Genomic DNA, 19,402 nt, shown 5'->3' with positions numbered 1-19,402 from the left:
CGGAGGCGATCGGCGCGTAGAGTTCGTGGTTCAACAAGATGGTCCCGATCAGGACAAAAGAAGCAATGCTAGAAAGCGGCTGCCCGAGCGTCAAGCCAAACCGGACCAAAGGACAAAAACCCGAACAAAAACTTTGACTTAGCTCTGGCTCTCACATAAAATCACCGGCTCTTTACGTTGTTTGTTCTTTGAGAACGGAGTTCAACATGTACGCGGTCATAAAAACCGGCGGCAAGCAGTATCGCGTCGTCGCCGGCGAGAAGATCAAGGTAGAACAGATACCTGCGGAAGTTGGCACCGAGATCACCCTGGATCAGGTTCTGATGGCAGGGGAAGGCGAGTCGGTCAAGATCGGCACGCCAGTGATCGCTGGTGCTTCTGTCAAGGCAACCGTGCTGGCCCATGGCCGTCACGACAAGATCACGATTTTCAAGATGCGCCGTCGCAAGCACTACCAGAAGCACCAGGGGCATCGTCAGAATTACACCGAGCTTCGCATCGAAGCGATCTCGGCCTGATCGGGAGTATTCGACATGGCACACAAAAAAGCTGGCGGTAGTTCGCGCAACGGCCGCGACTCAGAATCAAAGCGCCTTGGCGTCAAGCGCTACGGTGGTCAGTTCGTGATCGCGGGGAACATCATCGTTCGCCAACGCGGCACCGAATACCACCCGGGCGAAAACGTCGGCATCGGCAAGGATCACACCCTGTTCGCGCTGACCGACGGCACCGTGCAGTTCACGGTCAAGGGCGCCAAGCGTCAACGCACCGTGGTGATCGTTCCGGCCCAGCAGTAACCGGGTCCCGAGCGAGCGAAAAGCCCTATCCTCGCGGTAGGGCTTTTTGCTATCTGGGCCCAACATTTTGCGCACTGCAGAGACCCGATGGCGCTTTGCCGCGTCATCCGGCGTCTGCGGTGTCAGGAGACACACGATGAAATTCTTCGACGAAGCCCGAATCGAAGTGCATGCCGGCGACGGCGGCAATGGCGTCGCCACCTTCCGGCGCGAAAAATTCATCCCCTTCGGCGGACCGAATGGCGGCGACGGAGGCCATGGCGGCCACGTCTTCGCGGTCGCCGATCGCAACATCAACACTCTGCTCGACTACCGCTACACCCGCAGCTACCGCGCTGAACGGGGCGAGAACGGCGGCAGCAAGGACTGCTACGGCAAAGGCGGCGAGGACATCACGCTGAGGATGCCGGTCGGCACCGTGATCCGGGACGCCGAAACCGGCGAGATCGTGGCCGACCTCAACCGCGACGGCAAGAAAGTTATTCTCGCCCACGGCGGCCGCGGTGGCCTGGGCAACATCCACTTCAAGACCAGCACGAACCGCGCCCCGCGCAAGAAGACGATGGGCAAGCCGGGCGAACAGTTCATGCTGCACCTGGAATTGAAGGTTCTTGCTGACGTTGGCCTTCTCGGCCAGCCCAATGCAGGCAAGTCGACTTTCATCAGCTCGGTTTCGGCCGCCCGCCCGAAAGTCGCCGACTACCCCTTCACGACCCTGTATCCGAACCTCGGGGTCGTGCGCACGAACGTCGGGCGCGGTTTCGTGATCGCGGACATTCCGGGACTGATCGAAGGTGCAGCCGAGGGCGCAGGCCTGGGGCATCGCTTCCTGCGCCACCTGGCGCGAACCAACCTGCTGCTTCACCTCGTCGACATCGCCCCCTTCGACCCCGAAGCCGATCCGGTTCGCGAAGCGAAGGCGATCGTTGCCGAGCTCGAGAAGTACGACCCCGAGCTCGCCGCGAAGCCGCGCTGGCTGGTCATCAACAAGATCGACCTGCTCCAGGACGACGAACGCGAAGCGAAGATCGAAGCCTTCCTCGACGCCTATGGGCGGCCTGAGCGCTGGTTTGCGATCTCGGCGATCAAGAAGGAAAACCTTCAAGCCTTGATCCACGCGATCCAGGCCCACCTCGACGAGCACCCGCGTCCCGAGGACGAACCCGACGAAGAGCTGGACCTGACTCCGGTCGGCCCGACTCCGGAAGAAGTAATCGCGGCCGAGCTGGCCAAGCAGGAGGGCGGCGAAGAAGACGAGGACGGAGACGACGAGAATGCGTGAGCAGATCCGCGAGGCACACAGGCTGGTCATCAAGGTCGGCAGCGCGCTGGTCACCGATAACGGCCGTGGCCTCGCGCTCGGCGCGCTCGAAGAATGGGCGCGCCAGATCGCCGCGTTGCGCCGGGAGAAACGTCAGATCATGCTGGTCTCGTCCGGCGCGATCGCAGCCGGCATGAAGAGCCTGGGCTGGACGACCCGGCCCAGCGAAACCCACGCACTGCAGGCCGCCGCGGCCGTCGGTCAGATGGGCCTCGCCCAAGCCTATGAAGAGATCTTCTCGAAGTACGGCCTGCGCACTGCGCAGTTGCTGCTGACCCACGAGGATCTGACCGACCGCACCCGCTATCTGAACGCACGGACGACGCTGGCGACCCTCCTCGATCTGGGCGTGATTCCGATCATCAACGAGAACGACACGGTCGTCACCGACGAAATCAAGTTCGGCGACAACGACACGCTGGGCGCTCTGGTCGCCAACCTGATGGTCGCCGACGCGCTGATCATTCTGACCGACCAGAAAGGTCTGTACACGGCCGATCCCCGCCAGGACCCAAACGCGACCCTGGTCGCCGAGGGGCAGGCCGAAGACCCCGCCTTCGAAGCGATGGCGGGAGGCGCGGGCAGCGGAATCTCGCGCGGCGGCATGATCACGAAGATCCGGGCCGCTCAGCGCGCCGCGCGCAGCGGCGCGCACACCTGCATCGCCAGCGGCCGCGAACCCGAAGTGCTGCTTCGTCTCGCCAAGGGCGAAGCGCTGGGCACGCTGCTCTATGCCTCGCACTCACCTCTGGCCGCGCGCAAGCAATGGCTGGCCGACCACTTGAGACTCGCCGGCAGCCTGCAGCTCGACGCCGGTGCGGTGCGCGCGCTCGAATCCGGCCGCAGCCTGTTGCCGGTCGGCGTGACCGGAGTCGAAGGTGAGTTCCTGCGCGGCGAGGTCGTCGCGCTGCTCGGCCCGGACGGGCAAGTCCGCGCCCGCGGCCTCGCGAACTACGCGAGCCACGAGATCGCCCGGATCGCCGGCCACGCGAGCCACGAGATCGACTCCATCCTCGGCTACGTCGACGAGCCCGAGCTGGTCCACCACGACAACCTGGTTCTGACCGGGATCTGAGCGGAGCGCGGTCGCCGGCCGCGCTCCCTTCATTCAGATCGCGGCGCCCTGCAGCGCTTCCCGCGGGCGCCCCTGCGCGCCCTGACGGATCCGGTTGCGCAGCGGGACGATCCACCGCGACTCGATGCCGATCAGCGCAAGCGACAGGATCAGGATCGGGATCACGGAGAGCGCGAACAGCACCAGCCCCCGCTTCTGTCCGTCCAGCAGATAGAGGCTGATCTCGAATCCGACGAGCCAGTGGCACAGAAAGACCGGATAGGCGAGATCGCCGAGCAGCTTCTCGATCTTCGCGATCCGGACCGGCTTGCCGCGCACGGGCAGGATCACGACACCGCCGATGATCACGACCAGCGCGGCGAGGTTCAGATAGAAGAACAGGTCGAACAGCCGCCCTCCCGGACGGGAGAGGAAGCCGCAGAGCACGAGATTCGCGCCCCAGACGAGGCTGGCCACGAGAACCCCCGCTTTGACCTGGCCTTCCTTCAGCGCCGCGAGACTGCCCTTGAAAAAGTACAGGCAGGCGCCGAGCGCGAAAGGCAGGATCGCCGCGTAGTACGGGAAGTAGCGCGCCTCCCAGCCCGCGCCCTGAGCGAGACTCAGAACATGAAAAGCCAGCGCGAGCAGCACCGCGACAATCGCGAGCTTGCGGCTTCTCGCGATGATCAACCAGAGCAGGAAGTAGTTGATCAGCTCGGCCGCGACGGACCAGGCCGGAGGCACCAGTTTGAACGGAGCCTCGACGAACTCGAAAGGAACGATCAAAGCGTTGGCGAGCACATCCCGCGCCCCCGGATCGAAACCCCAGGCGATATGGAAGTCACCCGCTCCAGGCTGAAGAACAATGGCGAGCAGTGTCGCCGCCGCGACGAGGAGATAGGCGGGGAAAAGCCTCAGACTGCGGTTGAGCGCGAACGCGGCGAAGTTGAACGAGTAGGTCTGGTTGAGGACCACCGCCATCAGGTAGCCCGAGATCACATAGAAACCGAAGACCGCAAAAACCCCCCAATGGGAGAAAAATCGGACATCTTCGGCGAGGTGAGCCAGCACCACGAACATCGAAAAGACAAACCGGAGCAGACTGAGCATGTTGTTGGGGGTCGATCTCCCGCCAGGGACGGCCCGATTGGCAATCGCGTAGTTTACGCCTGATGCACCTCGCCAGCCGCACCGATGCGCAAGTCCCCTACAATGGGACTCCCTTCGCATCAGGCTGGATCATGGCTTTCGATTTTGAGACTCCCCTCGCACTCGAGAATGCCCGCACGCTCAAATGGGCACGTTATGCGGGTCGTGATGTGATCCCGATGTGGGTCGCGGACATGGATTTCAGGTCTCCGCCCTGCGTGATCGAGGCGTTACAGGGCGCCGTTGCGCGCGGCCATTTCGCCTACCAGGCCGAGGACGACGCGGTTCTCTCGGCCATCACGACCCACCTTGAAGAACAGTACGGCTGGCGCGTCGATCCTTCGTGGATCGTCTGCCTGCCCGGCCTCGTCGTCGGGATCAACCTCGCGGTGCGCGCTTCCGGCGAGCCGGGAGACCCGGTGTTCTGCTCGACTCCGGTCTATCCGCCCTTCCTCGCCGCTCCGAAAAACTCGGGCCGGCCTCTGCGCACTACCGAACTGAAACGGGGCGAGACGCGCTGGGAATACGACTTCGACGCGGTCGAAGCCGTCCTGCCGGGCTGCAAGACCTGGCTTCTGTGCCATCCACACAACCCGGTCGGGCGCGCCTGGGACGAGAGCGAGCTCGCCCGTATCGCCGCGCTGGCCGAGCGCCACGACAGCGTGATCTGCTCCGACGAGATCCACTGCGGCCTCTTGCTCGCCCCCGGGGCACGCCACCGCCCGCTCGCCTTCGCCCACCCCGAGATCGCCCACCGGACGATCACGCTGATGGCGCCCTCGAAGACTTTCAACATCCCGGGCCTGGGCGCCGCTTTTGCGGTGATCCCCGATGCGGAACTGAGGCGCCGTTTCCAGCGCGCCGCAGCGGGAATCGTGCCGCATGTGGGTCAGTTGGGCCTGATCGGAATGGAGGCCGCTCTCCGTGGTGCGGAACCGTGGCGCCAGGCCCTGCTCGAAGTGCTGAGGCGGAACGCCGCGGAGGTCGAAGCGACGGTCGCCGCGCAGCCGGGACTTGCGATGACCCCGGTCGAGGCGACTTACCTTGCCTGGATAGACTGTCGGGAATGGGCAAAGGACAAAGGGATCGCCAATGCCCAGAAGGCTCTGGAGGCGGCGGGGCTTGGCTTGTCTGACGGCAGTGAGTTTGGGGCGCCCGGCTTTGTGCGTCTGAACTTCGGCTGCCCGCCGACAGTACTCAGGGAAGGCCTGAAGCGCCTCGCTACAGCCGTCATTAAGTAAAAACCGCAATATCTGACAGATTTCAGAGCAGAAAATACAAAGGCCGGAACCCCTGGGGATCCCGGCCTTTTCGAGGTGCCTCTCCGAAACTTCTTGTTCCTGAAGAGGCAGCCGTTGTCTCAGGACGGCTGAATTCTTGTATTTTCCTGCTTCCTTTGGCTTTATGTGCGGATTGGCGCAACTTAATCCGGCCCTGCGATTCGCGTCATGCCTTCTGTTGGGCTTGACTGCAGAAAAGAGTCTACGCGGGCTTGTCTGCCGGGACAACCGTTATGTAAGCAATTGTGGTCAAGTTTGCGCACAATCAAACGATTCTATGCATCCATACAACAAAGAGCCTGTTTGAACCTTGCGGAACCCCGTGATAAGCCGCAGGGCTGGAGCGTCCGCGCCAGCCCTGCTACGCTATGCGCATGACAGGACCCGGAAAATTCGACTATCTCCTCTGGCGCACGACCCTTTCATGGAAGGACGCGGTGGCAGCCGCCTCGCTGGTCGTCACACGCTGGAACGAACTGACACCTTTCGTGCAGCAAACGGACACGCGCAACGGCGTCTGGATCGTTCGCCACGCCTCGACCCAGGCCCCTTTCTTCCAGCTGCGCGAGGAATCTCTGCGCGGCTCGGTACCGAGAGTCGGCGATCCGCTCGGCGCGCTGCTTCTGCTGTGCCTGGTGCGCGCGTATGGCGATGTCTTCCGCCTCTCCTTCACCGATGGAGAGCCCATCCTGGCGACCAAACTTGAGCCGGACGAGCTCGTCAACCTGCTCCCCCACGCGAAGCACGAGGTCTTCCGCAAATTGCTGATCGCCGGAAGCGTCCCCCCTTCGTCCCCGGAAAAGCCACTGGGCTGAACCGCTGCCCCCCGAAGCAGTGCGCGGAGCCGTGCTCTGCGCACCATGCTGGAGCAATTTCGGGGGCAAACCTCCGCTCAGCGGCCCTCTACAGTGGCACGGCACATGCTTAAGAGTTCTCCATTAACAAATGGAGAGAATCATGGCCGCAGCCTGCACCTGGGACTCGATCGACGTTCATCTGTTGCGCGTGCTGCACGCTGTGCTGTCCGAATGCAGCGTCTCGAAAGCGGCCAAGAAACTGAACCAGTCTCAGCCGGCGATCAGCACAGCCTTGCGCCGCTTGCGCGAGATCACCGGCGATCCGTTGCTAGTTCGCTCCCGCAATGGCATGACGCCCACCGAGCGCGGCGTGGCGCTGCTTGAACCGGTCAAGTTGGCGCTCGCGCAGATCGAGGCGATCGCGGTACGGCAGATCCGCTTCGACCCGGCTCAAACACGCCGGGTCTTCAATATCGCGGCCCCCGACTACATCAACGCGAACTTTCTCGGCGCCATCGTCGCGCGAATGCGCAGCGAAGCCCCTCACGCGCAGATTGTCTTTCATTCACTGGGTGCCGAGCAGGATTACGCGGATGGACTGGAATCCGGTGAACTGGATGCGGTGATCGGAAACTGGCCCCAGGCTCCCGAGCATCTTCGCATCACGTCACTGTTCGACGATGAAGTGGTTTGTCTGATGCGCGAAAACCACCCTCTTGCCGGGCGCAGGATCAGTGTTGAGGAGTATCTGGATGCGGAGCATCTGGTTCCCGCCCCTTATGGCGCGGGTCGGCGCAGCCCGATCGACTCACATCTGGCGGGCGAGAAGATGAGGCGGAACGTCGTCGCCCAGGTTCCGCACTTCAATCTTGTGCCCTACATGCTGCAGCAGACCGACCTGCTGTTCACGGGGCCGCGGATTTTTGCGAGCCAGTTCGCAAAGCTGCTGCCGCTCGCTCTCAGCGAACTACCGATCTCATTTCCGCGGATGCGCTTCTATCTGCTCTGGCACGACCGCACCCATCTCGCCGATGAGTGCCGCTGGTTCCGCGAACAGATCGTCACACTGGCCCGCGCACCGGCGCAAAGCCCGGTGCGCGTAGCGGCTTGACAGGCCTTCAGGCGTTCTCGGTGAAGCTCGCCAGCGCCGCAGCGATCTCGTCGACGCTGATCCCTTCGAGGATCTCAACCGGAGCCATCGCGAGCGCCCCAGCGCCTTCTCGCTTGAATCTGGCCACCCACTGCCCCGCCTCGCGGCCCTGCTCAAAGGCCGAACTCTGCAGCAACTGGCGCCCCTGGGCGTCATTGAGCTTGAAGTAGAAGCGCCCGTCCGCTTCACGGTATTGCTTGAACTGGGCCTGGGCACTGGCGAGCTTGGCGGCTTTCTCAACTTTTTGCACCGGCACGGCAAGCATCGGTTTCAGGCCGACTGCATCGCGCAGGCGGGCGAGCAGAGGTGTAGCGATTTCCCGCGCTTTGACCGCCCCCTGCTGCAGCACCTGCTCGATCTTCTCGGGTTGGGCGATCAGCTGCTCATAGCGTTCGCGCATCGGCGCGAGCTCGCGTTCGAGCGTGTCGACGAGCTGACGCTTCGCATCCCCCCAGCCAAGCCCTGCCCTCAGGTCGGCACGGAAAGTGTGCCTTTCGTCGGGAGTCGCGAACACGTCGTAGATCGCGACCAGATGCGAGCCCTCGACTTCCTTGGGCTCACCGGGAAGGCGCGAGTCGGTCACGATGCGGGCGATCGCATCGCGCAGACCCTTGGCCCCGCCCTCGAAGAGCGGAATCGTATTGTCGTAGCTCTTGGACATCTTGCGCCCATCGAGACCGGGAAGCGTCGCGACCTGCTCATCGACGGCAGCCTCGGGCAAGGCGAAGAAATCCTTGCCCCCGCCGTACAGATTGTTGAAGCGCTGGGCGATGTCCCGCGCCATCTCGATGTGCTGGATCTGGTCACGGCCGACGGGAACCCTGTTGGCGTTGAACATCAGGATGTCCGCAGCCATCAGAACCGGATAGCAGAACAGGCCCATCGTGACGCCATCGTCGGGCTCGGCGCCGCTGGCGAGATTCGCGTCAACCGATGCCTTATAGGCATGGGCGCGATTCATCAAACCCTTGGCGGTCACGCAGCTGAGCAGCCAATTGAGCTCGGGAATTTCGGGGATATCGCTCTGCCGATAGAACGTGACGCGCTCTGGCTCGAGACCGGCAGCGAGCCAGGTTGCGGCGATCGCCAGACGGGAGCGCTCGACCCGGGCCGGGTCGTGGCACTTGATCAGCGCATGATAATCCGCGAGAAAAAAGAAACTCTCGGTATCGGGCACACGGCTGGCGGCGATCGCGGGGCGAATCGCACCGACGTAGTTGCCAAGGTGGGGAATCCCGCTCGTCGTGATTCCAGTCAGAACACGCAAACTCATCAGATCAACCTCTCATTTCGGCCACCCGGCGCAGCCGCTCACGCCGCGGCAACCCCAAAACAAAAAGCCGGGACGAACCCGGCTTTTTGCAGCACATCAAACGCATCGGAAACCGAGCGCTTATGCAGCTTGTTCGACTTCCGGGGTCGCCGTTTCCGGACGATCCAGCAGTTCGACCAGAGCCAGCGGCGCATTGTCGCCAACACGGAAGCCACACTTCAGGATGCGAAGGTAGCCGCCGTTGCGGTTGGCGAAACGCGGGCCCAGTTCGTCGAACACCTTGACGACGACTTCGCGGTCGCGAAGACGGTCAAAGGCGAGGCGACGATTAGCCAGGCTCGGCTTCTTGCCCAGGGTGATGATGGGCTCGACCACACGACGAAGTTCCTTCGCCTTGGGCAGAGTCGTCTTGATGACTTCGTAGCGCAGAAGGGCGTTCGTCAGGTTGCGAAGCAGGGCCTGACGATGCGCGCTGGTGCGGTTCAGCTTGCGAAGACCTTTCCGGTGACGCATTTTCGTATTCCTCTTTCAGGCTGGTTTCAACCGAGCTTTTCAAGCCCGGCCGGCGGCCAGTTTTCGAGCTTCATGCCAAGGGTCAGGCCGCGCGAAGCAAGCACTTCCTTGATTTCGTTGAGCGACTTGCGACCCAGATTAGGCGTCTTCAGCAGCTCGGTTTCGGTACGCTGGATCAGGTCACCGATGTAGTAGATATTCTCGGCCTTGAGGCAGTTCGCAGAGCGAACCGTCAGTTCGAGGTCATCCACAGGGCGCAGCAGCAGCGGGTCGATGGTCGGGGGACGCGGAGCCTCAACGGCAGCCGGAGTTCCTTCCAGATCAGCGAACACCGACAGCTGATCAGCCAGAACGCGGGCCGCATAGCGGACAGCTTCTTCCGGCTCGACCGCACCATTGGTCTCGATATCCATGACCAGACGATCAAGATCGGTACGCTGTTCAACACGGGCAGCTTCAACTTGATAGCTGACGCGGCGAACCGGACCGAACGATGCGTCGAGCACGATCTGGCCGATCACCTTGTTCTCGGCATGACCAGGACGGACATTGCCGGGGACATAGCCACGGCCTTGTTCGATCTTGATCTGCATATCAAGCTTACCCCCGGGGGCAAGGTGAGCGATCACGTGATCCGGGTTGATCACCTCGACATCGTGGCTAACCTCGATGTCACGGGCGGTAACAACACCTTCGCCGCTCTTCGTGAGCCGCAGCATCGCTTCGGAGCGATTATGCAGCTTGAACACGATACCCTTCAGGTTGAGCAGGATATCGACCACGTCTTCCCTGACCCCATCCAGCGTCGAGTACTCGTGGAGTACGCCTTCGATCTGGACTTCGGTCGGCGCATATCCTGGCAGAGACGACAGCAAGATACGACGCAGCGCGTTGCCCAGGGTATGACCGAACCCGCGCTCGAACGGCTCCATCACAACCACCGCATGCACCGGAGAGACGTTCTGAACGTCAATGATGCGGGGCTTCAGGAGGTTGTTGCTTTGCATGGGCAATCCTTCTGTTGAGGCGCGCCATCAGGCGCGCCGTACATTAACGCGAGTACAGTTCGACCACGAGGCTTTCGTTGATCGAAGCCGACAGTTCAGCGCGTTGCGGATATGCCTTGAACGTGCCGGTGCCTTCCTTGGCATTGACTTCAAGCCATTCCGGGAAACCGCGCTGTTCCGCCGCTTCGAGCGCAGCCTTGACACGCAGGTGACCGCGAGAGGCTTCGTTCAGCGCGACGACATCACCCGGACGCAGAGCGTACGAAGGAATGTTCACACGCTTGCCGTTGACCAGAACGCCATTGTGGCGGACGACCTGGCGAGCTTCAGCGCGCGAAGCACCAAAACCCATGCGGTAAGCGACAGCGTCGAGACGACCTTCCAGCAATTGCAGCAGGTTTTCACCGGTCTGACCCTTGCGGCGATCAGCTTCAGCGTAAGTCCTACGGAACTGACGCTCGAGGATGCCGTAGATACGACGGATCTTCTGCTTTTCACGCAGTTGCTGACCATAGCCAGACAGACGCTGACCAGACTTTTGGCCATGCTGGCCGGGGGCATACGAACGACGCTCAATGGCGCACTTGTCGGTGAAGCACTTCTCCCCTTTCAGGAAGAGCTTCTCGCCCTCGCGGCGGCATTGGCGGCACTTGGCATCAAGATTGCGAGCCACGTTTCAACTCCTGTTAAATGCGACGCTTCTTCGGCGGACGGCAGCCGTTATGCGGGATCGGCGTGATATCGGTGATCGAGCTGATCTTGATGCCGAGCGCATTCAGCGCACGGACCGACGATTCGCGGCCGGGGCCAGGTCCGGTGATGCGGACTTCGAGATTCTTGATGCCGCATTCCAGGGCAACCTTACCGGCAGCGTCAGCAGCAACCTGCGCTGCAAACGGCGTGCTCTTGCGGGAGCCCTTGAAACCAGCACCACCCGAAGTCGCCCACGACAAGGCATTGCCCTGGCGGTCGGTGATCGTGATGATCGTGTTGTTGAAAGAAGCGTGGATGTGGGCAACGCCCTCGGCCACGTTCTTTTTGACTTTCTTACGAACCTTCGTAGCGGTCTTAGCCATTTGTCACACCCTTATTTCTTGCCGGCGATCGGCTTGCGCGGACCCTTGCGGGTGCGAGCATTGGTGCGGGTACGCTGACCACGGCACGGCAGGCCGCGACGATGACGCACACCACGATAGCAGCCAAGATCCATCAGCCGCTTAATGTTCATCGTAACTTCGCGACGAAGATCACCCTCGACCGTCAGGCGACCGATTTCGTCACGCAGCTTGTCCATGTCCGCTTCAGTCAAATCCTTGACTTTGGCGTTACGAGCCACACCAGCGGCGTCGCAAATTTTTTGCGCACGGGTACGGCCGATGCCGTAAATCGCGGTCAAGGCGATTTCCGTGTGCTTATGGTTGGGAATGTTTACCCCAGCGATACGGGCCATGCTTTTACCCCAGTTACGCTTGTTATCGTTAAACGTTCAGCGAGCGCGGAGCTCAGCCCTGACGCTGCTTGTGACGCGGATCTTCACAGATCACACGTACGACGCCCTTGCGGCGAACAATCTTGCATTTGCGGCAGATCCGCTTGACCGAAGCCTGGACTCTCATGTTTCGCTCCTAAATATCCCGAACTCACTTTGCACGGAAGACGATACGCGCCTTCGATAGATCATAAGGTGTGAGTCGAACTGTTACCTTCTCTCCCGGTTCGATGCGGATCGAATGGATCCGCCCCCCCCCGGAAATATGACCCCACACCATGTGTCCGTTTTAAGGCGGACTGAAGGTCGCGTTGGGCAGAGCCGCAACTACCACGCCCTACACTCAATGGCGTCTTCCTTGCTCATCCTTACTTGATAGGCAGACCTGCGCCTTTGAAGTTGGCCTTTTTCAACAGACTTTCATACTGGTGAGACATGATGTATGCCTGCACCTGAGACATGAAATCCATTGTCACGACCACGATGATCAGCAGCGAGGTTCCGCCAAAGTAGAACGGGACGTTCCACTTGAGGATCAGGAACTCAGGCAGCAGACACACCACCGTGATATAGACCGCTCCAACCAAGGTCAAACGCATCAAGATCTTGTCGATATACTTCGCCGTCTGCTCACCAGGACGAATCCCGGGCACAAACGCTCCGCTCTTCTTCAGGTTATCGGCTGTCTCCTTGGCGTTGAAGACCAGCGCCGTATAGAAGAAGCAGAAGAAGATGATCGCAGCAGCATAGAGCAGAACATAGATCGGCTGTCCCGGGTGCAGAGTCGAGGCGATATCCTTGATGAAGTTCGCAAACTTCGAATCGCCCGCGCCACTGAACCACTGTGCGGCGGTAGCCGGGAACAGAATGATCGACGAAGCAAAGATCGGCGGGATCACGCCGGACATGTTCAGCTTGAGCGGCAGGTGCGAAGCTTGCCCCCCATAGACCCGGTTGCCCACTTGACGCTTGGCATAATTGACCAGGATCTTGCGCTGACCACGTTCGACAAAGACCACGAAAGCCGTCACCAGAACCACCAGGGCACAGATGAACAGGGCCGCGATCGGATGCATAGCACCAGTGCGTACCAGCTCGAAAAGACCGCCGATGGCATTAGGCAGACCCGCCGCGATACCGCTGAAGATGATCAGCGAAATACCGTTGCCGAGACCGCGCTCAGTGATCTGCTCACCCAGCCACATCAGGAACATCGTCCCCGTCACAAGCGTCGTGATCGTCACGAAGCGGAAAGTCATGCCAGGTTCGAGAACGAGCCCAGGCTGACCCTCCAAAGCGATCGCGATACCCATCGCCTGGAACAGGGCCAGAGCCACTGTCCCATAACGCGTGTATTGCGTGATCTTTCGCCGCCCGGCTTCGCCTTCCTTCTTCAACTGTTCCAGCTGCGGCGAGGCCACAGCCAGAAGCTGCATGATGATCGATGCCGAAATGTAAGGCATGATCCCCAGTGCAAACACAGTGAAGCGAGAAAGCGCGCCACCTGAGAACAGGTTGAAGACGCCGAGGATGCCGCCTTTCTGAGACTGGAACATCTCAGCGAGGCGAATCGGATCGATTCCGGGAACCGGAATGTGTGCGCCGATACGATAAACGATCAGCGCACCCAACAGGAACCACAGACGCCGCTTCAGATCGCCGAACTTGCCGCCTTTACCGAGAGCTGCGGAAGAAGTCGTCATTCGACCCGCCGTTTACTCGGCGACGCTGCCACCGGCAGCTTCGATCGCAGCACGAGCACCCTTGGTGGCACCAACGCCACGCAGAGCGACCTTGCGCGAAATTGCGCCGGAGAGGATGACCTTGGCAGCCAGGGCGTTGGCATCGATGACACCAGCAGCCTTGAGCGTCAGCAGATCGACTTCATCGGCGCCCAGAGCTTCGAGCTCGGAGAGACGAACTTCAGCGATGCGCGAACGGGTCAGCGAAACGAAACCACGCTTCGGCAGACGACGTTGCAGCGGCATTTGACCGCCTTCGAAACCGACCTTGTGGAAGCCGCCCGCACGGGACTTCTGCCCCTTGTGACCGCGACCGCAGGTCTTGCCCAGTCCGCTGCCGATGCCGCGACCAACACGCTTTTTAGCGTGCGTGGCGCCAGCTGCCGGCTTGAGGTTGTTCAGTTCCATTTAGCCCTCGCACTTCACGAGAAAAGCGACCTTGTTGACCATGCCGCGAACTGCAGCAGTGTCCTCAAGCTCAACCGTATGGTTGATGCGACGCAGACCCAGGCCACGGACCGTAGCACGCTGGTCCTGCTTGGTTCCGATGATGCTCTTGACGAGCGTCACGCGAATTTTCTTGTCGGCCATGACTTACCCCAGAATTTCTTCAACGGTCTTGCCACGCTTGGCCGCAATGGTAGCCGGCGTATTGATGGCGTCGAGGCCATTAAGCGTTGCACGAACGACGTTATACGGATTGGTCGAGCCGAGGCACTTGCAGATCACGTCGGTCACGCCCATCACCTCGAACACGGCGCGCATTGCGCCGCCTGCGATGATGCCGGTACCGCTAGGCGCCGGTTGCATCAGAACGCGCGAAGCGCCGTGATGGCCGATGACCTGGTGTTGCAGGGTGCCGTTGCGCAGAGCAACCTTGAACAGCTTACGGCGGGCTTCTTCCATCGCCTTCTGGACAGCGACCGGCACTTCACGCGCCTTGCCCTTGCCCATGCCGATGCCACCATCGCCATCACCGACCACGGTCAGCGCTGCAAACCCGAGAATTCGACCACCCTTGACCACTTTCGTGACCCGGTTGATCGAGACCATTTTTTCGCGCATGCCGTCATCACGCTCTTCGCCGGCTTGCGCTTTCTTTGTCTGTTGCTTAGCCATTAACAACCCCGCTTAGAACTTCAGGCCGCCTTCGCGGGCGGCATCAGCCAGGGCCTTGACTCGGCCGTGGTACTTGAATCCTGCGCGATCGAACGCGACCGTTTCCACACCAGCGGCTTTCGCACGCTCGGCGATCAGCTTGCCAATGACCACAGCCGCTTCCACGTTGCCGCCATTCGGCTGGCTCTTGCGGACATCGGCTTCGACCGTCGAGGCAGCAGCCAGCACCTTCGATCCGACACCAGAGATGACCTGGGCGTAGATGTGCTGGTTGGTACGGAACACGGTAAGGCGCACGGCCTTCTTTTCGGCGATCACGGCCCGAGTTTTGCGGGCACGGCGCAGACGCGCTTCCTTCTTGTTCATGAGTTCGGGCCCTTACTTCTTCTTGGTTTCCTTGAGGACGACAACTTCGTCCGAGTAACGCACGCCCTTGCCCTTATAGGGTTCCGGCTCACGATACGCGCGGACTTCCGCTGCGACCTGCCCCACCAGCTGCTTGTCGACGCCCTTGATCAGGACTTCGGTCTGCGTCGGCGTTTCAACCTTGATGCCAGCCGGCATCTGGTGCACCACCGGGTGAGAGAAACCGAGGGTCAGATTGAGCTTGTCACCTTGAGCCTGAGCACGATAGCCCACGCCAACCAGGTTCAACTTGCGCTCAAAGCCCTTGGAGACTCCGGTCACCATATTGGCAACCAAGGCCCGGGTCGTACCCGACAGCGCATTGCCATTAAGGCCACCTTCGCGTGCCGAGCACTGCAGCTTGTCACCATCTTGCGCGACCACGACGGAAGGGTGCAGAGCGCGCTTGAGCGTGCCCAGGGGCCCCTTGATCGTGATCTCGGCTTCAGTCAGCGTCACTTCGACGCCTTGCGGCACGATGACTGGATTCTTCGCTACACGAGACATGTTTCCTCCTTAAGCGACGACGCAGAGGACTTCGCCGCCAACATTGCTGGCACGAGCCTTGCGGTCGGTCATGACGCCGCGCGGGGTCGAAACAATCGCCACGCCCAGACCGTTCAAGACCTTCGGGAGGTTGCCGCTACCGCGGTAAATACGCAGGCCGGGACGGCTCACGCGCTCGATGCGTTCGATGACAGGGCGGCCCGCATAATACTTCAGCGAGAGTTCCAGTTCGCGAGTGGCACCTTCGCCACGAACCGCGAAACCATCGATATAACCTTCGTCCTTCAGAACTTCGGCGATTGCGACCTTGAGCTTAGACGCCGGCATAGCAACCGACACCTTCTCGGCCATCTGCGCATTGCGGATGCGGGTCAGCATATCGGCGATCGGATCGGACATACTCATTCTTCCGTCTCCTTACCAGCTAGCCTTGGTCATGCCCGGCACTTCACCGCGGAAAGCAATTTCGCGCAGCTTGTTACGGCACAAACCGAATTTGCGGAAGACTCCGCGAGGACGACCCGTCAGGGCGCAGCGATTGCGTTGACGGACCGGAGAAGCATTGCGAGGCAGCTGTTGGAACTTCAGACGCGCCGCTTGGCGCTCTTCGTCGGACAGCTTGCTGTCGTTGATCGTGGCCACGAGCTCAGCGCGCTTGGCAGCGAACTTAGCCGCAGTCTTGACACGCTTTTCTTCACGGTTGATCAGAGCGAGTTTCGCCATAACACCCTCAATTCTTGAACGGGAACTTGAAAGCTGCGAGCAGAGCGCGCGCTTCATCGTCCGTCTTGGCAGTCGTGGTGATGCTGACATTCAGACCGCGCAGAGCATCGATCTTGTCGTATTCGATTTCGGGGAAAATGATCTGTTCCTTGACCCCGAGATTGTAGTTACCGCGGCCATCGAAGCCCTTGGAGGCGATGCCACGGAAGTCGCGAATACGCGGCATCGCGATCGTGATCAGACGATCGAGGAACTCGAACATCCGGGGACCACGCAGCGTCACCATGCAACCGATCGGATAGTCATCACGAATCTTGAAGCCGGCGATCGACTTCTTGGCTTTCGTGACAACCGGCTTCTGGCCAGCGATCTTGATCAGATCACCAACAGCGTTATCGAGCACTTTCTTGTCGCCCACCGCTTCACCGACACCCATGTTCAGGGTGATCTTGGTGATGCGCGGCACTTGCATCGGCGACTTGTAGCCAAACTTGGCTGTCAGATCGCCGACAACGGTCGACTTGTAAAATTCTTGCAGGCGTGCCATGACCACTCCTTACCGATCCACCAGCTCGCCGTTCGACTTGAAGAAGCGAACCTTCTTGCCATCTTCAAGCACACGGAAGCCGACCCGGTCACCCTTCTGGGTTGCCGGATTGAACAGCGCGACGTTCGACACGTCGATCGGCGCTTCTTTTTCGACGATACCGCCAACCTGGCCGCGCACCGGGTTCGGACGCACGTGCTTCTTCACACGATTGACGCCCTCGACCACGACATGCTGATCGTCAACGCGGAGCGATACAGCGCCGCGCTTGCCTTTATCTTTGCCGACGAGGACAACCACCTCATCGCCTTTGCGAATCTTGTCCATTGCCGCTCCTTACAGAACTTCAGGCGCCAGCGAAACGATTTTCATGAATCGCTCGGTGCGCAGCTCGCGAGTCACCGGCCCAAAAATACGGGTACCGATAGGCTCGAGCTTGTTGTTGAGCAGCACGGCAGCATTGCCGTCGAACTTGACCAGCGATCCGTCGGGACGGCGTACGCCTTTCGCGGTACGAACCACGACAGCACTGTACACGTCACCCTTCTTCACGCGACCGCGCGGGGCTGCATCTTTGATGCTCACCTTGATGATGTCGCCGATACCGGCATAGCGGCGCTTCGAGCCGCCCAACACCTTGATGCACATCACCGAACGCGCGCCAGTATTATCGGCGACGTCCAGAATGGATTGCATTTGGATCATTGTTTAACTCCAACTTAACCCGCCAAAAATCGGCGGTCAGTCTTGGAACCCGTCCGGGAGGAAATGACTGGACGCCCCATAACGAGGCGTCCAGTACAAGAGCACAAGATTCTAGCAGAACCTCGTCGGGTTCCGCAAGCTTAAATCGTGCGAGCCTTCTCGACCACGCGCGCTACGCGCCAGGCTTTGGTCTTGGAGATCGGAGCACATTCCTCGATCTCAACCAGATCACCTTCTGCAGCAACGTCGTTTTCGACATGGGCGTGGTACTTCTTGGACTTGATCATCACCTTGCCGTAGAGCGGATGCTTGACACGACGCTCGATCAGCACGGTAACAGTCTTGTCCATCTTGTCGCTGACCACCCGACCGGTCAGCGTACGCTTGATCGATTGCTCGGTCATTGGGTCACCGCCTTTTCATGCAGGATGGTACGAATGCGCGCGATATCGCGGCGCACCTTACCGAGTTGACTCGTATTGCCGATCTGCTGAGTCGCAAGCTGCATACGCAGCGAGAACTGTGCTTTCAGCAGTTCAAGCAGTTCCTTGTTCAGCTCGGAGGGCTCTTTAACCCTGAGTTCGCTGGCTTTCATGATTTATTGCCCCACCATGCGGGTGACGAAAGTCGTCTCGATCGGCAGCTTTGCAGCAGCCAGGCGGAACGCCTCGCGAGCGAGGGCTTCGTCAACGCCGTCCATTTCGTACAGGACCTTACCCGGCTGAATCTCAGCAACCCAGTACTCCGGGTTACCCTTACCGTTACCCATCCGCACTTCGGCGGGCTTCTGGGAAATCGGCTTGTCCGGGAAGATGCGGATCCAGATGCGACCACCACGCTTGATGTGACGGGTCATCGCGCGACGGGCAGCTTCAATCTGGCGAGCCGTCAGACGACCGCGACCGATCGCCTTCAGACCGTATTCGCCGAAGCTGACCTTGGCTCCGCGGGTCGCAACGCCGGTGTTGCGGCCCTTCTGTTCCTTACGATACTTCCTTCTCGCCGGCTGCAGCATTGTTCGCTCCTGCTTTGTTTACGCGCTTGGCATCGGCCTTGTCAGCCGCCCCATCGCCGCTCACACGGCGGGCCGGACGACGGGCGCCCGGCTTCGCTTCACCTTCCTTGGCACCACGGCGCGGACGGCGTTCGGCATCCGGCGCTTCAGCCGCAACCGGTTGCTCGCCGCGACTCAGGGTGTCGCCCTTGTAGACCCAGACCTTGATACCGATGATGCCGTACGTCGTATTGGCTTCGGAGAAGCCATAGTCGATATCGGCACGCAGGGTATGCAGAGGCACGCGACCTTCGCGGTACCACTCGGTACGCGCGATTTCAGCACCGTTCAGACGCCCAGCGCTCATGATCTTGATGCCCTGGGCACCCAGACGCATCGCGTTCTGCATCGCACGCTTCATTGCGCGACGGAACATGATCCGCTTTTCGAGCTGTTGAGCGATCGAGTCGGCGATCAGCTGCGCATCGGTCTCCGGCTTGCGGATCTCTTCGATACTGACGTGCACCGGCACGTTCAGGATCTTCTGCAGATCAGCTTTCAGAACTTCGATGTCCTCACCCTTCTTGCCGATCACAACACCCGGACGGGCGCTGAAAACGGTGATGCGGGCGGTCTTGGCCGGACGTTCGATCAGAACGCGGCCCACCGAAGCGTGCGCCAGCTTCTTCTTCAGGTGCTCACGCACCTTCAGATCTTCCTGAAGCATGCCGGCGAAGTTCTGGTTGTTCGCGAACCAGCGCGACGCCCAATTGCGGGTAACCGCAAGGCGGAAGCCGGTCGGATGAATCTTCTGTCCCATGAGAGCTCCC

General features: G+C 60.7%; 30 protein-coding genes and 1 pseudogene. 7 read left to right on the top strand and 24 right to left on the bottom strand.

Annotated features, from left to right (window positions below):
* Positions 1-206 precede the first annotated feature (206 nt).
* The 4 genes from rplU (at position 207) to proB (ending at position 3,193) form a co-directional block, all read left to right on the top strand.
* The gene (gene rplU, locus ACHFB9_RS02940) at positions 207-518 is read left to right on the top strand and encodes a 50S ribosomal protein L21 (RefSeq protein WP_417069487.1); all 312 of its coding nucleotides are present in this window, start codon (positions 207-209) and stop codon (positions 516-518) included.
* A 15-nt stretch (positions 519-533) separates the two neighbouring features.
* Positions 534-797: a 50S ribosomal protein L27 gene (gene rpmA, locus ACHFB9_RS02935; RefSeq protein ID WP_417069486.1), complete on the top strand. Its 264-nt coding sequence runs from the start codon at positions 534-536 to the stop codon at positions 795-797.
* 136 nt (positions 798-933) lie between these two features.
* On the top strand, positions 934-2,079 hold the full coding sequence (gene cgtA / locus ACHFB9_RS02930; protein ID WP_417069485.1) for an Obg family GTPase CgtA: 1,146 nt from the start codon (positions 934-936) through the stop codon (positions 2,077-2,079).
* Positions 2,072-3,193 carry a glutamate 5-kinase gene (proB, locus tag ACHFB9_RS02925; protein WP_417069484.1) on the top strand — a complete coding sequence of 374 codons (1,122 nt, stop codon included), beginning with the start codon at positions 2,072-2,074 and terminating at the stop codon, positions 3,191-3,193. The genes cgtA and proB overlap by 8 nt, the downstream gene beginning before the upstream one ends.
* A gap of 33 nt (positions 3,194-3,226) precedes the next feature.
* Here proB and ACHFB9_RS02920 read toward each other — a convergent pair whose 3' ends face one another.
* The gene (locus ACHFB9_RS02920; RefSeq protein ID WP_417069483.1) at positions 3,227-4,282 is read right to left on the bottom strand and encodes an acyltransferase family protein; all 1,056 of its coding nucleotides are present in this window, start codon (positions 4,280-4,282) and stop codon (positions 3,227-3,229) included.
* A 131-nt stretch (positions 4,283-4,413) separates the two neighbouring features.
* Between ACHFB9_RS02920 and ACHFB9_RS02915 the strand changes: the two genes are divergently transcribed.
* The 3 genes from ACHFB9_RS02915 to ACHFB9_RS02905 all read left to right on the top strand — a co-directional run bounded on the left by ACHFB9_RS02915 (position 4,414) and on the right by ACHFB9_RS02905 (position 7,509).
* The gene (locus ACHFB9_RS02915; protein ID WP_417069482.1) at positions 4,414-5,562 is read left to right on the top strand and encodes a MalY/PatB family protein; all 1,149 of its coding nucleotides are present in this window, start codon (positions 4,414-4,416) and stop codon (positions 5,560-5,562) included.
* 413 nt (positions 5,563-5,975) lie between these two features.
* A complete protein-coding gene (locus ACHFB9_RS02910) occupies positions 5,976-6,416 on the top strand; it encodes a hypothetical protein (protein ID WP_417069481.1) in 441 nt (146 codons plus the stop codon).
* A gap of 142 nt (positions 6,417-6,558) precedes the next feature.
* Positions 6,559-7,509: a LysR family transcriptional regulator gene (locus tag ACHFB9_RS02905; RefSeq protein WP_417069480.1), complete on the top strand. Its 951-nt coding sequence runs from the start codon at positions 6,559-6,561 to the stop codon at positions 7,507-7,509.
* A 7-nt stretch (positions 7,510-7,516) separates the two neighbouring features.
* Here ACHFB9_RS02905 and ACHFB9_RS02900 read toward each other — a convergent pair whose 3' ends face one another.
* The 23 genes and pseudogenes from ACHFB9_RS02900 to rpsC form a co-directional block, all read right to left on the bottom strand.
* The gene (locus ACHFB9_RS02900; RefSeq protein WP_417069479.1) at positions 7,517-8,821 is read right to left on the bottom strand and encodes a tryptophan--tRNA ligase; all 1,305 of its coding nucleotides are present in this window, start codon (positions 8,819-8,821) and stop codon (positions 7,517-7,519) included.
* Between the two features lie 120 nt (positions 8,822-8,941).
* Positions 8,942-9,334, bottom strand: coding sequence for a 50S ribosomal protein L17 (gene rplQ, locus ACHFB9_RS02895; protein ID WP_417069478.1), 393 nt, complete (start codon positions 9,332-9,334; stop codon positions 8,942-8,944).
* Positions 9,335-9,360: 26 nt separating this feature from the next.
* The gene (locus ACHFB9_RS02890) at positions 9,361-10,341 is read right to left on the bottom strand and encodes a DNA-directed RNA polymerase subunit alpha (protein ID WP_417069477.1); all 981 of its coding nucleotides are present in this window, start codon (positions 10,339-10,341) and stop codon (positions 9,361-9,363) included.
* 43 nt (positions 10,342-10,384) lie between these two features.
* On the bottom strand, positions 10,385-11,014 hold the full coding sequence (gene rpsD / locus ACHFB9_RS02885; RefSeq protein WP_417069476.1) for a 30S ribosomal protein S4: 630 nt from the start codon (positions 11,012-11,014) through the stop codon (positions 10,385-10,387).
* Between the two features lie 13 nt (positions 11,015-11,027).
* A complete protein-coding gene (gene rpsK / locus ACHFB9_RS02880) occupies positions 11,028-11,417 on the bottom strand; it encodes a 30S ribosomal protein S11 (RefSeq protein WP_417069475.1) in 390 nt (129 codons plus the stop codon).
* A gap of 11 nt (positions 11,418-11,428) precedes the next feature.
* Positions 11,429-11,791 (bottom strand): 30S ribosomal protein S13, encoded by a 363-nt coding sequence (gene rpsM / locus ACHFB9_RS02875; RefSeq protein WP_417069474.1) that lies wholly within the window; start codon positions 11,789-11,791, stop codon positions 11,429-11,431.
* A 52-nt stretch (positions 11,792-11,843) separates the two neighbouring features.
* Complete coding sequence (rpmJ, locus tag ACHFB9_RS02870; protein ID WP_417069473.1) at positions 11,844-11,957, bottom strand: 50S ribosomal protein L36; 114 nt, start codon at positions 11,955-11,957, stop codon at positions 11,844-11,846.
* A 24-nt stretch (positions 11,958-11,981) separates the two neighbouring features.
* Positions 11,982-12,196, bottom strand: a pseudogene (gene infA, locus ACHFB9_RS02865) (translation initiation factor IF-1).
* Positions 12,197-12,198: 2 nt separating this feature from the next.
* A complete protein-coding gene (secY, locus tag ACHFB9_RS02860; RefSeq protein WP_417069472.1) occupies positions 12,199-13,533 on the bottom strand; it encodes a preprotein translocase subunit SecY in 1,335 nt (444 codons plus the stop codon).
* Between the two features lie 12 nt (positions 13,534-13,545).
* Complete coding sequence (rplO, locus tag ACHFB9_RS02855) at positions 13,546-13,980, bottom strand: 50S ribosomal protein L15 (RefSeq protein ID WP_417069471.1); 435 nt, start codon at positions 13,978-13,980, stop codon at positions 13,546-13,548.
* The gene (gene rpmD / locus ACHFB9_RS02850; protein WP_417069470.1) at positions 13,981-14,163 is read right to left on the bottom strand and encodes a 50S ribosomal protein L30; all 183 of its coding nucleotides are present in this window, start codon (positions 14,161-14,163) and stop codon (positions 13,981-13,983) included.
* Between the two features lie 3 nt (positions 14,164-14,166).
* Positions 14,167-14,691, bottom strand: coding sequence for a 30S ribosomal protein S5 (gene rpsE, locus ACHFB9_RS02845; RefSeq protein ID WP_417069469.1), 525 nt, complete (start codon positions 14,689-14,691; stop codon positions 14,167-14,169).
* A gap of 12 nt (positions 14,692-14,703) precedes the next feature.
* A complete protein-coding gene (gene rplR, locus ACHFB9_RS02840; protein ID WP_417069468.1) occupies positions 14,704-15,057 on the bottom strand; it encodes a 50S ribosomal protein L18 in 354 nt (117 codons plus the stop codon).
* A 12-nt stretch (positions 15,058-15,069) separates the two neighbouring features.
* Positions 15,070-15,603, bottom strand: coding sequence for a 50S ribosomal protein L6 (rplF, locus tag ACHFB9_RS02835; protein ID WP_417069467.1), 534 nt, complete (start codon positions 15,601-15,603; stop codon positions 15,070-15,072).
* Positions 15,604-15,612: 9 nt separating this feature from the next.
* Positions 15,613-16,008 carry a 30S ribosomal protein S8 gene (gene rpsH / locus ACHFB9_RS02830; protein WP_417069466.1) on the bottom strand — a complete coding sequence of 132 codons (396 nt, stop codon included), beginning with the start codon at positions 16,006-16,008 and terminating at the stop codon, positions 15,613-15,615.
* A gap of 12 nt (positions 16,009-16,020) precedes the next feature.
* Positions 16,021-16,326: a 30S ribosomal protein S14 gene (gene rpsN / locus ACHFB9_RS02825; RefSeq protein WP_417069465.1), complete on the bottom strand. Its 306-nt coding sequence runs from the start codon at positions 16,324-16,326 to the stop codon at positions 16,021-16,023.
* A 7-nt stretch (positions 16,327-16,333) separates the two neighbouring features.
* A complete protein-coding gene (gene rplE / locus ACHFB9_RS02820) occupies positions 16,334-16,873 on the bottom strand; it encodes a 50S ribosomal protein L5 (RefSeq protein ID WP_417069464.1) in 540 nt (179 codons plus the stop codon).
* A gap of 9 nt (positions 16,874-16,882) precedes the next feature.
* Positions 16,883-17,200 (bottom strand): 50S ribosomal protein L24, encoded by a 318-nt coding sequence (gene rplX, locus ACHFB9_RS02815; protein WP_417069463.1) that lies wholly within the window; start codon positions 17,198-17,200, stop codon positions 16,883-16,885.
* Between the two features lie 9 nt (positions 17,201-17,209).
* On the bottom strand, positions 17,210-17,578 hold the full coding sequence (gene rplN / locus ACHFB9_RS02810; protein WP_417069462.1) for a 50S ribosomal protein L14: 369 nt from the start codon (positions 17,576-17,578) through the stop codon (positions 17,210-17,212).
* 140 nt (positions 17,579-17,718) lie between these two features.
* Positions 17,719-17,982, bottom strand: coding sequence for a 30S ribosomal protein S17 (rpsQ, locus tag ACHFB9_RS02805; protein WP_417069461.1), 264 nt, complete (start codon positions 17,980-17,982; stop codon positions 17,719-17,721).
* The gene (gene rpmC, locus ACHFB9_RS02800; RefSeq protein WP_417069460.1) at positions 17,979-18,173 is read right to left on the bottom strand and encodes a 50S ribosomal protein L29; all 195 of its coding nucleotides are present in this window, start codon (positions 18,171-18,173) and stop codon (positions 17,979-17,981) included. The genes rpsQ and rpmC overlap by 4 nt, the downstream gene beginning before the upstream one ends.
* Positions 18,174-18,176: 3 nt before the next feature.
* Positions 18,177-18,593, bottom strand: coding sequence for a 50S ribosomal protein L16 (gene rplP / locus ACHFB9_RS02795; protein WP_417069459.1), 417 nt, complete (start codon positions 18,591-18,593; stop codon positions 18,177-18,179).
* The gene (gene rpsC, locus ACHFB9_RS02790; protein WP_417069458.1) at positions 18,562-19,392 is read right to left on the bottom strand and encodes a 30S ribosomal protein S3; all 831 of its coding nucleotides are present in this window, start codon (positions 19,390-19,392) and stop codon (positions 18,562-18,564) included. Before rpsC ends, rplP begins: the two co-directional genes overlap by 32 nt.
* Between the last annotated feature and the right edge of the window lie 10 nt (positions 19,393-19,402).

It is taken from the genome of Niveibacterium terrae (genome assembly GCF_048213115.1).
In the GTDB taxonomy this organism is placed as follows: domain Bacteria; phylum Pseudomonadota; class Gammaproteobacteria; order Burkholderiales; family Rhodocyclaceae; genus Niveibacterium; species Niveibacterium terrae.
This window is presented reverse-complemented; position numbering and strand designations above follow the sequence as displayed.